Origin of the sequence: Thalassobacillus devorans MSP14 (assembly GCF_000496835.1) — a bacterium.
In the GTDB taxonomy this organism is placed as follows: domain Bacteria; phylum Bacillota; class Bacilli; order Bacillales; family Halobacillaceae; genus Thalassobacillus; species Thalassobacillus devorans_B.
The window spans coordinates 860,947-875,032 of sequence record NZ_KI543237.1; the positions used below are offsets into that span (position 1 = coordinate 860,947).

Annotated in this window: 14 protein-coding genes and 1 riboswitch; of the genes, 3 read left to right on the forward strand and 11 right to left on the reverse strand. The window is 43.6% G+C overall.

The window, feature by feature from the left end; genetic code table 11:
- Positions 1-13: 13 nt before the first annotated feature.
- Positions 14-1,231, reverse strand: a complete 1,218-nt coding sequence (locus P855_RS0114430) for an NAD(P)/FAD-dependent oxidoreductase (protein WP_028784234.1) — start codon at positions 1,229-1,231, stop codon at positions 14-16.
- A gap of 170 nt (positions 1,232-1,401) precedes the next feature.
- Positions 1,402-1,599, reverse strand: a complete 198-nt coding sequence (locus P855_RS0114435) for a DUF2188 domain-containing protein (protein ID WP_028784235.1) — start codon at positions 1,597-1,599, stop codon at positions 1,402-1,404.
- Between the two features lie 704 nt (positions 1,600-2,303).
- A riboswitch (SAM riboswitch) is annotated at positions 2,304-2,412 on the forward strand.
- 142 nt (positions 2,413-2,554) lie between these two features.
- On the opposite strand from P855_RS0114435, the gene P855_RS0114445 reads away from it, so the two are divergent.
- Entirely contained in the window at positions 2,555-4,267 is a 1,713-nt protein-coding gene (locus tag P855_RS0114445) for an O-acetylhomoserine aminocarboxypropyltransferase/cysteine synthase family protein (RefSeq protein WP_028784237.1), read from the forward strand.
- A 71-nt stretch (positions 4,268-4,338) separates the two neighbouring features.
- The gene (locus tag P855_RS21085) at positions 4,339-5,346 is read left to right on the forward strand and encodes a homoserine dehydrogenase (protein WP_051353242.1); all 1,008 of its coding nucleotides are present in this window, start codon (positions 4,339-4,341) and stop codon (positions 5,344-5,346) included.
- 82 nt (positions 5,347-5,428) lie between these two features.
- Here the strand turns inward: P855_RS21085 and P855_RS0114455 are convergent, their stop codons facing one another.
- The 3 genes from P855_RS0114455 to rpiA all read right to left on the reverse strand — a co-directional run bounded on the left by P855_RS0114455 (position 5,429) and on the right by rpiA (position 8,613).
- Entirely contained in the window at positions 5,429-6,865 is a 1,437-nt protein-coding gene (locus tag P855_RS0114455; protein ID WP_028784238.1) for a polysaccharide deacetylase family protein, read from the reverse strand.
- A 104-nt stretch (positions 6,866-6,969) separates the two neighbouring features.
- Positions 6,970-7,806 (reverse strand): tryptophan 2,3-dioxygenase, encoded by an 837-nt coding sequence (gene kynA / locus P855_RS0114460; protein WP_028784239.1) that lies wholly within the window; start codon positions 7,804-7,806, stop codon positions 6,970-6,972.
- 105 nt (positions 7,807-7,911) lie between these two features.
- Positions 7,912-8,613, reverse strand: a complete 702-nt coding sequence (gene rpiA / locus P855_RS0114465; RefSeq protein ID WP_235062653.1) for a ribose 5-phosphate isomerase A — start codon at positions 8,611-8,613, stop codon at positions 7,912-7,914.
- Between the two features lie 136 nt (positions 8,614-8,749).
- Here rpiA and P855_RS0114470 point away from each other — a divergent pair, with 136 nt between their 5' ends.
- Complete coding sequence (locus tag P855_RS0114470; protein WP_028784241.1) at positions 8,750-8,929, forward strand: hypothetical protein; 180 nt, start codon at positions 8,750-8,752, stop codon at positions 8,927-8,929.
- A gap of 51 nt (positions 8,930-8,980) precedes the next feature.
- Here P855_RS0114470 and P855_RS0114475 read toward each other — a convergent pair whose 3' ends face one another.
- From P855_RS0114475 to P855_RS0114500, 6 genes are all read right to left on the reverse strand, one after another.
- Positions 8,981-9,952 (reverse strand): ring-cleaving dioxygenase, encoded by a 972-nt coding sequence (locus P855_RS0114475; RefSeq protein ID WP_028784242.1) that lies wholly within the window; start codon positions 9,950-9,952, stop codon positions 8,981-8,983.
- Positions 9,953-10,146: 194 nt separating this feature from the next.
- On the reverse strand, positions 10,147-10,902 hold the full coding sequence (locus tag P855_RS0114480; RefSeq protein WP_028784243.1) for a sugar phosphate isomerase/epimerase family protein: 756 nt from the start codon (positions 10,900-10,902) through the stop codon (positions 10,147-10,149).
- Positions 10,903-10,925: 23 nt separating this feature from the next.
- Entirely contained in the window at positions 10,926-11,558 is a 633-nt protein-coding gene (locus tag P855_RS0114485; RefSeq protein WP_028784244.1) for a response regulator, read from the reverse strand.
- Positions 11,551-12,594, reverse strand: coding sequence for a sensor histidine kinase (locus P855_RS0114490; protein WP_028784245.1), 1,044 nt, complete (start codon positions 12,592-12,594; stop codon positions 11,551-11,553). The genes P855_RS0114485 and P855_RS0114490 overlap by 8 nt, the downstream gene beginning before the upstream one ends.
- Complete coding sequence (liaF, locus tag P855_RS0114495; protein ID WP_028784246.1) at positions 12,591-13,313, reverse strand: cell wall-active antibiotics response protein LiaF; 723 nt, start codon at positions 13,311-13,313, stop codon at positions 12,591-12,593. Before liaF ends, P855_RS0114490 begins: the two co-directional genes overlap by 4 nt.
- 115 nt (positions 13,314-13,428) lie before the next feature.
- Positions 13,429-14,073: a PspA/IM30 family protein gene (locus P855_RS0114500; protein WP_028784247.1), complete on the reverse strand. Its 645-nt coding sequence runs from the start codon at positions 14,071-14,073 to the stop codon at positions 13,429-13,431.
- Between the last annotated feature and the right edge of the window lie 13 nt (positions 14,074-14,086).

Genomic DNA, 14,086 nt, shown 5'->3' on the forward strand with positions numbered 1-14,086 from the left:
CTTCACGTATGTTTTATTGATTATTTCTTTCTGCTTCCTGTTTTACTGCTTGCCATAAGACCGGTATATCTTTCGAGTGATATTCCAGTAATTCAGGAAGACGCGGAGTGATTTTGTTCCAGACAATCGGGTTTGAAGCCATGGTATCCATGAAAGCAGTTTCCTTCGGTGACCAGGACCGGACCGATTGGATGTAGTCCAGGGTCAATTCATAAGATGGTTTCAGCTGTTGATCCCGATTTTGATGGAACTCACCCATCACATCGTCCCATTCGGCTCCATCATAATACTTTGCGATAGCATCTGCTAACAGGAATGACTGCAGGAAGGCGTCATTGATGCCAAGACCTGTGCTCGGATCCTTACTATGACCTGCATCTCCTATCAGTGCCCATCCTTTTCCATAAGGAGTCCGGAAAAAGTTTTCAACCCCTGCACTCCCCACTATCCGTCCCTGCAATGCAGCATGCTTCATTCTTTCATCCATTCGATAGAATTGTTTGTAATGATGCTCAAATAGTTTCTGCGGCTGTCCGGCAAATTCTTTGAATTCATCCGGGTGTATTTCTAAACCAAGACAATCTCTCCCATGTTCCATCGGAAACAAAAACCCGATCCTCCCCTCCTGGAGAAAGATTTCTGTCGCAGGCTCCTCCAGTGGCTCTACCCCCTGATAATAGCCGTAAAATACTGGTCTAAGGGCTGGCAGTTCATTATACTTTTCTGCACCCACCCATTCTGCTATTTTTGAGCGCATCCCATCCGCACCAACCACCATGGGGGCATGAATGTTTTCTCTTCTCCCGCTTTCATCCATAACTTCCACTCCAAAAACACGGTCTGAGTTCCACACGAGTCCGGCAGCCCGAGTCTGCTCCCGCAACTCTACTGTCGGATTATCCAATGCACGTTTGATCAGAATATAATCAAGAAAATCCCGTCTGGGAGCCAGAGTATATGCTGTTCGCGGGCCTTCGATCAAACTGTCATTTATGTAGGTCCGCATTCTTGTTATTTTTCTTAGTCCAGCCTTTTCTACATCTTCTAATACACCCAATCGCCTTAAGTAGTCAAGATGTGACAGGTGATGGGTAGAGAGTGTATCGCTGGGAAATGATGCTTTATCAATCAGCAGCACCTTTTTTCCTTGTTTTCCTAACAAAAACGCAAGACTTGATCCCGCTGCTCGTGCACCGACAATAATGACATCATAGTCCGCCTGATTCATCATCCTATCCCGCCTTTATTAACTCATTATCTTATTTAAGGATAGGTGAAAATGAGGACTTCCGCCATTAGAAAAACTCGTCTTGTCGCCAGGTTCTTATGGCTGAATCTTAGTGTTTTCCTTTAAAGTATTAAAAAACCCCCGCACATTTATCGATGCGGAGGCTAAATATATTAATAGGTTCTCTCTTCGATTACTTCCTTATTTTCATCCTGGATGGATAATTTACTTGGCTTATTTTCCTGCGCCATCTGTTCTGCTTTTTCAATGGCTACCGATTTTTCATCGTATAAATCTGTCGGAGCTGTGTCCTCAATTTTTACAAACCAGCCTGTCACGTCTTTGTTAGGTTCTACACTATATTGTTTCATGTTCATACACTCCTCTTCCTTTGTTCTTGCTACCTATGTTCCCAGTTTGCTCTTCTGTAAAACATAGTGGAAATATTGGTTATGTTAATTAACAGTCTTATTCAACAAAAGGGCCGGATTGTGGAAGACTTGATTTCGAGATGTTTGGTAGAGTTTAGGGGCGTTGGGGAAGGATTCGCTTTCCGCGGGGAAGCCGGCAAGCCTCCTCGAGCTAAAGCTCTGCGGGGTCTTGCCAGTCTATCCTTTCCCGCAGGAGTCTCAACCTTCCCCCACGCCCCTCGTCATATAAGGTACTCGAAACCGTACTTGGAAAGTCCAGCACTAATTAGTGACGAAAACCCTATTACATTGCTAATATGAATGTATTTTCTGTGTTATAAACCACGCTATTCCTGATAAAGTTTCGAGACACAAATAAACGTATGGCAGCGGGGAAAACGGGGAGACTCCTGTGGGATGAACATGAGCGGTGAGATCCCGCAAGGCGAAGCCTGAGGAAGCTCACCACATGCCCACGGAAAGCGATCCGTTTTCCCAGCCGCCATAATCGCTACCTTAAATCTCGAAACTGAGTCTTCAGGGAGCTTAACTGGAAATTCACCAATGAGAATTAGCAGAGTCAAATTATAAAAAAGTGATTGACTTTGAAATAATAATCATCTAGAATACGTAGCAAGCATAAATATTGGATTAAACAATCGAATCTCTTATCGAGAGCGGCGGAGGGAATAGGCCCGATGATGCCCGGCAACCATCAAGCATTGCTTGAAAAGGTGCTAATTCCTACAGATCTGTGGATCTGAAAGATAAGAGGAGGAAACGTACATACGCCCTCTTCTTAGGAAGAGGGCTTTCTTATTTCCCTCTACCCCCTTTCACATCCCCCACCGTTCTAAATGGAATGCTCTCTCTTCATCCCGATTGCTTAACCTATTCATTTGAAGGAGGAATTTACATGAGTTTTTCATCCCATCATTATAATCCCGAGACCTTGCTGCTGCACGGTGGTCAGGAAGCTGATCCTACGACAGGATCCCGTGCGGTACCAATCTATCAAACTACTTCCTATGTTTTCCGTGATACAGAACATGCCAAAAATTTGTTCGGTCTGGCAGAACCAGGGAATATTTACTCTCGCATCATGAATCCGACAGTGGATGCTTTCGAACAGCGGATTGCGTTGCTGGAGGATGGTGCAGCCGCTGTCGCTACCTCTTCCGGGATGGCTGCAATTACATTGGCGATTCTGAATATTGCTTCTGCAGGGGATGAAATCGTCGCCTCCACTAACTTGTATGGCGGGACGTACAATCTATTCACCCATACACTGCCTCGTTATGGCATCACTGTCAACTTTGTAGACAGCACGGATCCGGAAAATTTCAAACAGGCTATTACGCCTAATACAAAAGCGATTTTCTCTGAAATTATCGGTAACCCCAGCTTGAATGTATTGGACATTGAAGCAGTTGCAGACGTGGCTCATGATAATGGCATCCCGCTTATTATTGATAACACATTCGCCACCCCATATATTTGTAAACCATTGACCTGGGGGGCAGATATTGTCGTGCACTCCGCTACCAAATGGATCGGCGGTCATGGAACGACGATCGGCGGTGTAGTCGTCGATAGCGGACGCTTCGATTGGACGAATGGCAAGTTCCCTGGTTTCACAGAACCTGACGAGAGCTACAATGGACTTCGCTATGCTTACGATGTCGGTCCATTAGCCTTCGCTATCAAGCTGCGTGTCCAGCTCTTGCGCGATATCGGAGCCTGCCTCAGTCCGCAAAACGCTTTTCTTTTACTTCAAGGGCTGGAGACTCTGCATCTCCGCATTAAACAGCATACGGAAAACGCTCGCGAAGTCGCCCGGCACCTAACTGAGCATGATGGAGTGGAGTGGGTGAATTACCCTGGACTTGAAAGCCACCCTACCCATCATTTAGCGAGAAAGTATCTGCATCACGGAGCAGGGTCGATCGTCGTATTTGGCATCAAAGGCGGCAGAGAAGCTGGTCGTAAGATCATTGATAATATTAATTTATGGTCTCATGTAGCAAATGTAGGGGATGCTAAATCATTGATCATCCATCCAGCATCCACGACCCACCAGCAGCTGAGCGCCGATGACCTGGAAAAGACAGGAGTAACAGAAGAATTGATCCGCCTCTCCATCGGATTGGAGTCTACCGAGGACTTGATTGCTGAGCTGGATCAGGCCATCGCTATTGCTACAGGAGAAGAAAACCCGGCGGGGACTTCCAAAGGCAAAGACACGGTACAAACCGTACTTGGATCCTCTCTGGATCGTGATAATGGCGACCTTAGAAGACGCGTCATCGCTACGGTGGGTGAACTCTCTGACAGTGGCAAACAGGATGTCAAAAAGCTGGAGCGTTTGGGGTTTATCATCAAAGATATTTCTGAAAAAGATGCCCTGTCAGATACGAAAGTAGATATCGTCTATTGCGAATCTGCAGTTGAGGCTAACAACAATAAAAAAGAAATCACTAACCTATCTCCAACATTAATCTGGGTAAAAGAGAATAAAGCTGTCACGTTTGATAATGACCTTGAAACCATATCGGGAGATAATCTTTATGAACGAGCAGTTACACTTAGACAAGCGACGGACTATTCAGATGCAGCACTGACTTTATAAGAGACTGAGGTATTTATAAATAGCCTATTGGCTGATTAATCCGGTAAATGCAAGAAAGAAGGAGGATAACCATGACGAAAATAAAAGCCGCACTGCTTGGTTACGGTACGGTCGGGCAAGGAATTCATGAAGTTCTTCATGAACACCAGGAAAGGTTCCGTACCCTTCTGGGGAAGGAAGTAGAAATTGTTGCTATCCTTGTCCAGAATCCTTCTAAATACAGGGATCTTCCAGAGAATATAGTAGTGACAAAAGATTTTGAAAAAATCATCACGATTCCCGAACTGGATGTAGTATTTGAAGCAATTGTAGGTGAGGAACCTGCGCTTTCCTACCTGACACATGCCTTGGAAAAAAGCATCCACGTCATCACGGCAAATAAAATGATGTTTGCCAAGCATGCGAATTCCCTGCTCGAAAAAGCTAGAGAAAACCATGTGAAAATAGGTTTCGAAGCTACAACAGCTGGTGGAACTCCTGTGATTCGTACGATTGAGCAGTTATTACAGGTCAATCAGGTAGAAAAAATAGAAGCGATCTTAAATGGTACCAGCAATTATATTTTGACAGCCATGAGCGAGCGTTCCATTGATTTCGAAACCGCCTTAGCTGAAGCGAAGGAAAAAGGTTATGCAGAAGCAGATCCTGCGAATGACATCGATGGGACGGATGCATTCAACAAGCTGATGATTTTAAGTCAGCTGATCTTCAATGAGCAGCCAGTTTGGAATAAGGTAGAAAAGACAGGGATCCAGGACATTACCAGTACGGCCATTCAAACTGCACAAGAGAATAATGAAAAATATAAACACATTGCTGTCATAGGAAAAGAAGGAGATCAGTTAAAAGCTGAAGTATCACCTTTATTACTCTCCTCTTCCCATCCGCTCTATAACATTGACGGAGTGGATAATGCCATTGCTATTACCAGTAATATAGTAGGGACTATCACCCTGATAGGTCCAGGGGCTGGTAAGTTGCCAACAGCCAGTGCGATGGTGGAAGATTTGGTTGACATATTTCAAAATGGAACGAATAGGCATTCCACTTACCCATATAAAGACCAGGCAGCAGTTTGAACTGCCCCCACTTCATTTTTTCCGAAAGTGATATGATAAAAAAAACAGCAAGCCCCTTTCATCAGGAGCTTGCTGTTTTTCTTTATGGGAGCGAAGACAACACAGGTGGATTACCGGCCATATCTGCCTGTCCATCGCTTCTTAACTGGCTGACCGTTACAAATTGATAACCTTCTTCATGCAATCTTCTTAACAAAGGATCGATCACGTTGCTTACATACGGCGATGCTTCCTGCAGCGAAATGATCGCTCCATCTTCCGCATGAGCCATCACTTCGTTAATAATAGCTTGCGGATCTGTAAGACGCCAAATTTCTATATCATGGGTGTTATGAATGATCGGAACACCAGCAGCTTGTTGGACTTTTTTATCTACATGTCCATAAGGCGCTTTAACAACGCCAGGCTTTTTGCCAGTCAATTCCTGCAGCTTAGCTGAAGTTCGTTGTAATTGTTCTTCTATTGCAGATGGTTCAAGTCTGGTCAATTCCCGGTGATTCCAGGAATGATTTCCGATTTCATGCCCGTTAGCAGCGATTTTCTTCACCAGTTCAGGATAATAAGCAAGGCGGTTGCCGAGTACGAAAAAAGTCGCTTTACCGCCATATGCCTCTAATTCCTCCAACACCTGTTTCGTCACTGTCGGGTGAGGACCGTCATCGAAAGTCAAAGCAATTTGCTTACCCTGCTGTTTATCCATTAGCTGCTTTGTACTCCGTTGCGTCTCCTCGGATGAGGAACTAAGGTTTTCAGAAAGGGGTTCGGAGCTGTCGTGTTTCATAACTTCGATGTACCTTTCTTTCATCATATCGGTCAATTGATATTCAGGGACAGTCACTTTCAAGACTGGTGCTGTTTTTTTATTATTCGAGGGCTGGTAATAAAATGTCATACCGTCCTCGTGTAAAGTAAACATCCGGAAACTTTTTTCCTGGGGAAGGATTGCCTGTTCCATCCACTCTTCGTCAAATCCCGAGCCTAGACGCTCATGAGTACGCAACTGGTTTATTACATATTGCGATAGCTTACTTAAATAGTCGCTATCCTTTTTAAACAAATGGACCAATTGCAAACGTTTCCCTTTTGCCACATCAAAGTTAAGAACATTAGTGCCAATTACCGGCTGCTTCTTTCCATAGTCAACAAACTCTTTGAATTCAATGCTGACAACTCCCCCGGAAGTATGGAGAAGCTCAAAGTCGATGTTGAACTCATGTGGCTTCTCGCTGCCCTCTTCCTGCTTTAATTGGTAGCTCTCTTGTTTGAACTTAGCGATCTCTTTCTTCACATAATCTAATATGATCTGGTTCAATTGAGCATTGGATGTCTGAGGAAAATGTACGGCTAACCGGTAATCTTCATATTCCTCAATGATAGACTCTATTTCAACATTCAGTTGTGCGTTGTTATTACTTCCTGATTGCTCGCTCGCCTTTTCATCCGTAGTTGCTGATGTCAATGAACAAGCGGTTAAAAGCAGGAGCAACAATATGGTTACGGATATAATCATTTGTTTCATGGTCAGATTACCCTTCTGTGGTTAATGTGAGTAATCCTATTGTAACATGTTTGTAATATTAATCGACAATTTTTTTAGTTTAAAGCGTAAAATAGCTATTTCTATTACAAATTCGTTCGAACGTCCCACAATTCTGGAAAAAAACGATGGTCGAGAACCTTTTTTAAATAACCGACACCGGATGAGCCACCTGTTCCTGTTTTATGTCCAATAATTCGCTCGACAGTCTTCATATGGCGGAAACGCCATTGCTGAAGCCAATCTTCGATATCCACCAGCTTTTCAGCAAGCTGATAGATATCCCAATATTTTTCGACATTTTCATAAACAGTCGTCCAGGCAGCTTCAACAGTAGGATCACCGTGATACGTTTCGGTAAAATCACGATTGACGAGGTCAGGATTAATATCGAGTCCTGCCTTTGCAAGGGCTTCGATTGCAGCATCATAAATACTAGGCGATTCATATGCCTCCGTTAATTTAGCGTGAAGCTCAGGATTTTTTTCATAAATCTTCAAGACATGTGATGTTTTGTAACCAAGAGCAAACTCAATCATGCGGTATTGGTAGGACTGAAAACCAGAAGCCTGGCCCAGCTGATCACGGAATTGAATATATTCTGCTGGTGTAAGCGTTGACAAAACATCCCAGGCATGGATGATTTGGGTTTGGATTTTTGAAACTCTGGCAAGCATTTTAAAAGCACTTTGCAGATCATCCCCCCTGATCGCATCTATAGATGCGCGTAATTCATGCAGAATCAGCTTCATCCAAAGTTCACTGACCTGATGGATAATGATAAACAACATTTCATCATGGTGGTCAGACAAACGATTTTGGGCGTTAAGAAGTTGGTCAAGGTCAAGGTATTCGCCGTAAGTCATACGTTCCCTGAAGTCGGTATGTACTTTTTCGTTCGTTTTAGAATCTTCGTACTTCAAAACTCTCACACTCCTTTATCATTGCTAATTATAGTTTACCATGTTCTCCTTGTCCCTTATAAAATTTCAGCAAAAGCCCCACCAGCATTCGCTGATGGGGGTATATCAATTAGATATAACTTCTACTGGATAATTGAAGAAGATACCGTTCTCTATTACACCTGGTATTGCATTCAAGTCTTGTTCTGTCGTCAATCCGATATGATTAAACCTTACCTCTAAAATCAGATTACCAGCTTCTGTGATAACCGGGCCGTCTTTATGTTTGGCCATCCGGAGCCCTACTGCGGAAACATCCATTTCCTGCAGCTTCGTTTCAACAAGGTGGATCGCACGTGGATCTATTTCAACTGGCACTGGAAAATTATGACCCAGCCGGTTGACGAATTTGCTTTCATCTACCAGGATATACGTTTTTGGTGAACTGGCCATTACCAGCTTTTCTGCAAACATCGCTCCGCCACGACCTTTGATAAGGTTAAATTCCGAATCGACTTCATCCGCGCCGTCGAAACCCCAATCCGGCCTTGCTTGTGCTAAGGTTGTAGTCGAAATTCCTGCCCGGGCACAGCTTAAAGCAACTTCAACTGATGTAGGAATCGCAGTTACCGTCAAATTTTCTTTTTTCCCTTTACTTGCTATTGCCTGAATAGCAAGAAAGGAAGTAGATCCCGAACCGACACCTATAACCTGTCCATCCTTTACATGTTCTGCTACTCGAAGAGCCACCAGCTCTTTTTGTTCTCTGTTCGAAATATCACCCGTCCATTTCAAATTATCCGCCAATTGGTTGTTCCATTTCAACACAATCACCTCTTCCGTCCTTATCTATGTTTAGTATTCCCAATAATAAATTCTATCAAGCGCTTAATTGATGGCATTGTGATTTCTTGTCACTTAAAATAGAACAAGATACAAGCAAGAGACAAGGAGGTTTTTGTTTTTGGGAACTTATTTATTGAAGGGTATTGGGCAGATGCTGCTGATCGTGTTTGGCGGAATATTTTTATGGAATCTGATTCGATACGGAAGTCTTCATTTTGTTGAATCAGGCATGGCAATTGCAGGGTGGCTGCTCTATCTCTGGGGCAAAAAACGTGAAAATAAAAAAAGAGGAAACTAGTTGAAAAGCTGTTCCCTCTACTTATTTGTTAACATGGTTAACACGTTTTATTTACGATAAATCCAGCGGGCGAAGTTTGGCTTCGATTTCTTCACGGTCAGTCTCCAAAAATGGTGGCAAGGATAATCTTTCCCCCAGTGACTCCATAGGTTCATCTACATCAAAGCCAGGTGTGTCTGTAGATAGTTCAAATAGTATGCCGTTCGGTTCCCGGAAATATAGCGCTTTAAAATAATGGCGGTCTACTTTTCCAGAATTCGGTACGCGGGCTTGCCTGATGCGCTCTGCCCAGGAATCATACTCTTTCTCATTCGGCACACGAAAGGCTAAGTGATGAACGCCTCCACGACCGAGACGTTCTTTTGGCAGGTCAGGACGTGTTTCAATGTGTACCTCAGCTCCCGTTCCTCCCTTGCCGGTAGCATAGATCTCTATATCCGGAAGATTTCCACTAACAAGGGATGGGTAAGAACCCACATGTGTAAAGCCCATTAAGCTGGTTAACACTTTTTCCGTCGGTTTCAAGTCAGCGACAGTCAATGTCACCGGTCCCAACCCCACAATCCCATACTGCTTTGGTATCTCGTCTGTTTCCCACGGCTCACCAGGTTCTACCCCTGCTTCTCCGTTATCCGCTACTAATATTACTTTTGTACCTTCATTATCTTCAAAAGCAAGCGTTTTTCTCCCTGCACGCTGGATGATTTCACCATGGGTGACACGCTTTTCCTCAAATCTCCGCTTCCAAAATCGTAATGCCTCCGTGTCGCTCACCCGAAGTGAAGTCGCCGATATACTCGACACTCCTGGGTGGGTTCTGCCCAGCATCGGAATATCGAAAAAGGTCAACTCTGTACCCGGGTTTCCTTTGGCATCCCCATAGAATAGATGATACGATGTTGTATCGTCCTGATTGACAGATTTTTTCACCAGCCGCATTCCCAACATCTTTGTATAGAATCGGTAATTATCTTCAGCTTTTCCGGTCAAAATGGAAACATGATGCAGGCCTGATAATTCCATGTTAGTGCCTCCTGTTATTTATCTCGAATTTGAGATAATTCTATAGTAAAACTGAATGAAAGTCAACTAAGTAACCTGGAGGATGCTTAAACCTTTACATTGTGAAGTGGCTAATAACTATTACAAAAGCCAGGAACTGTATTTGTTACAGGACCTGGCTCTATTTACCCAGTCTTCCATAGCTGGTTATTAAATTATGGAAGTCTATTTTTTAAATAATTGATACTAATCTCTAAACTGTCAAAGGGGGTCAGACGACTTTCATCCTGTTCTACGATCCACCATTGAACCCCCACTTCTTCACCCGCTTCCAGCACAGCATCGATATCGATACCGCCAGTGCCGAGTTCCGCAAAAAATTGCTCTTCGTCTGTGGTCATGTCTTTTAAATGAATGAGGGGCGACCGCCCTTGGTAACGGCTCATCCATTCGACAGGGTTCTCACCTGCTTTCTTCAGCCAATAGACATCAAGCTCCGTATGCAGTTGGTCCGCGGTAGTGGCCTCAAATATAGTTTCCAGCGCACTCCTCCCTCCTGGCAACTGCTCCAGTTCAAAGTCATGGTTGTGATAGCAAAGAGTAATCCCCTCTGCCCGGCATGCTTCTCCTGCTTCTTGTAAAAATGAGATAAGCGCCTGGTAGCCTTTATCAGTACGCTGTTCTTGACTCAAGAACGGAACTACAATATATTCACTTCCCAGTATCTTTTGATTGTAGATAACCTGCTGTAACTCAGCTTGTAAGGTTTCCAACGGAACATGGCTCGATACTGCCTGAAGTCCCAATCTATCGATCATGGTCTTGACTTCTGATACAGCTAATCCTCCATACCCCGCAAATTCTACTCCCTCATACCCTAAATCAGCTACTTTTTTTAATGTACCGGCAAAGTCTTGTGCACTTTCCTGACGCAAGGTATACATTTGCACAGCCACTGGTATATGTACCATCCCAATACCCCTCTCCCTTCCAGTCATTGGATCAAATCGTGTTTGAAAGCATAAATAACTGCCTGTGTCCGATCATGCACTTCCAGTTTACCAAGAATATTACTGACATGAACTTTGACGGTTTTCAGTGCAATGTACAACTCATCAGCTATTTCCTGGTTGGTTTTCCCTTCTGCTATCTTCAACAGAATTTCCAATTCGCGCCCTGTCAATTGTTCATGCAAGGGCTCCTCCGGTTTCTTGCGCATGCGATTCATAATTTTCCCTGTAACTTCCGGTTCCAGAATCGACTGCCCGTCATAAGTGGCCCGGATAGCCGAAGCAATTTCGTCTGCTTTCGAAGTTTTCAGCATATAACTTGTGGCACCTGCTTCAAGCGCAGGGTATACTTTTTCATCATCGATGAAGCTGGTGACAATGATTATTTTTGCTTCGGGCCAGGCATCAGTAATTTTCCTGGTTGCTTCAATCCCATCCATTTCTTTCATAACCAGGTCCATCAGGATGATGTCCGGCTTCATTTCTAAGGCTAATTTTACAGCTTCCCCGCCATCATCAGCTTCAGCCACCACCTCGATATCCGTCTGAGCGGAGAGATATGCGGTTACACCAATACGAACCATTTCATGATCGTCAGCAAATAGCACTTTAATCATTGTCCTCACCTTCCTTTAACGCCGGGACTTTCACTTCCAGCCTGGTCCCTTGCCCTTCAATACTGACTAATTTAAACGTTCCTCCTACCTCATACGCTCGTTCTTGCATATTCTGTAATCCGTAGGAACTCGATTTTGCCTGTTCGACATCAAACCCGATCCCATCATCCACAATGCGCAGGATGACAAGCCTATCGCGCTCAATCAACAGGACATGCAATTTATCCGCTTTGGCATGTCTCAGTGTGTTTGATATAGATTCCTGCAGAATACGGAAGAGTTGGTCTTCCACACCTTTATCGAGTTTCAGATCTTCAATATTCCATTCTATGGTCATCGGCACTTTTTGCGTGAGTTCTGAGAGCAGCTCTTCCACACCTTCCCGGATTGACTTCCCTTTTAAAGCTACCGGCCTTAAGTGAAGCAGCAACGCACGCATTTCAAGCTGGGATTGGTGAATCATTTTCTCAACCATAGCCAGCTGCTTTTTAATAGCGGTATGCTCCGTCCTGTCCCCTTCATTTATTGCTGACATCATCATCGAGGCAGCAAACAGCTGCTGGCTTACGGAATCATGCAATTCCCGCGCCAGCCGGTTACGTTCCTGAACGACTACCTCCTGGAGGCTTTTCTCCCGTTCATTCGTTCTTTCCGTCGCCAGGCGCTGGGAAAGTTCGACCTGTTTATTCATTTTTTCTTCTAATTGCGCCAGATGTTTCTCAATATCTATGATTTCCTGAATCGTTTCATTTTCTGGCTCAGAACGTTTCTGCCCCTTCACCAGCTCATTCAGCTGACGATCAATGCCATGGAGCTTTCTGCGCCAAAACCAGCCGTAGACGACACCGATAATCAGGCCAATAATGATAGGGACGCTAACCACCAGCATGAAATAAGGAAAATCAAACACTTCCACTTCCCATAGGTTTTTCCAGTTTTCCAAAGGAAAAGCTAAAAAAGTAGTTCCTGCAATGATGGCTGCGATCAATATACTAAAGAGTACTGCCGATAAGATTTGGCGCACGATCATATTCATATGCGCTTCACCTCGATATTACCGGAAAATAATGTGGTGATGATTTTCACCTGAGGATGATTGGATCCGTATCCTTCTGTCCGATAAGCAAGCTGCTGGTTGATCAGTTTAGTATGATGGTTATCAAAAACAATGGCACGCCCCAACACAGCGCTGTGGGAAATACTTACCTCCACTTCGTATGGGACATAAATTTCAATGTTCCCTATCAGATGACGGATGGAAATAACAGCTGTATCTTCGTGGGGAAGTACGGTATTACTCAAGTCAACGACGCGATCTCCAAACGCTCCATGAATATTGATATCCTGCCATTGATAAGTCGTATCCTTTGTTTTCTGGTCACCAAAAAAGTTATGTCGAAACAGAGGTTCTACCTTATATAAAGGTTCCCTCGCATCAGACCATTCAGGCTTCAAATAAGCCGCTTCCTTTTTCGACCGGGAGTAATGAAACAAAAATAATATAAGACCTGCTACAATCAGGAATCGTACTGCCATCATATTAAGAATCGTAAAGGTGAGGCTGACCGCTCCTACCCAAAAAACTACTTTGGCCCATAACCGAGTGTATTTTTTCCAGCCCAAGTACATCAATAAACCTGAAAAAAGCACAGAAAAAATCAATTCACCGTTGAAAAAAACGATTTCAAGTACAAAAAGGAAGACACCGATGATGATGAGCCAATTCAGTGTATCTGTATTCAAACGTTGCAGCATCAGCGGCTCCTCCTTTCATTGATTATGTAGCAAAAAATTGAACGCTTTTCTTAAGGTTTATTTTCTTAAAGTCTAAAAAGACGCAATACCTGCGCCTTTTTAGAATATCATGTTTTTAGTGATTCGCTGTAGCATTTTCTTGTTCCTGCATTTGCTTTTCCAGTTGAGCGATTTTACTGTCAAACGTATTGCGATAATAAGCACTATTCACTTTATATTCCAGATTATCGATGTAATGCTCCATTTCATTAAAACGATTATAGGAATTTTCTGATGTGTGCTCGATAACATGGTTCATTTTATGATGAGCCCGGGCGACATTCTCCCTCCCCATTAATTCCATACGTTTCAGATGCATATCCTTTAATCGGTGTTTCATATCTTCATATTTTTGTTCCAATTCTTCTAGCTGATGCACAGCTTCCTGTCGGGAGGTTTTCATCCGTTCTGCACGCTCATGGTATTCCCGGTATTCTTTCATGGCAAATTCGTACATATCTTCTTCCCCTGCACGTTTGGCAATGTCAGCCTGTTTTTGACGTTTTTCAGCCATGTCCTGAGCTTTTATCTGTTCCCGCGCAAACTCTTGTTTTAATTTATGCTGGCGTTCCACCAGCACTCTCACTTTTTCCGTTTCCTGTTCACTTTGACGCAAATATTGATTCAAAACAGCCATCGGATTCTTTTGTTCCTTCTTATCCAATAATTCATGGAAATCAGCAGTAATTGAATCTTTCATACGTTCGAATAAATTAGCCATGTACACTCTCTCC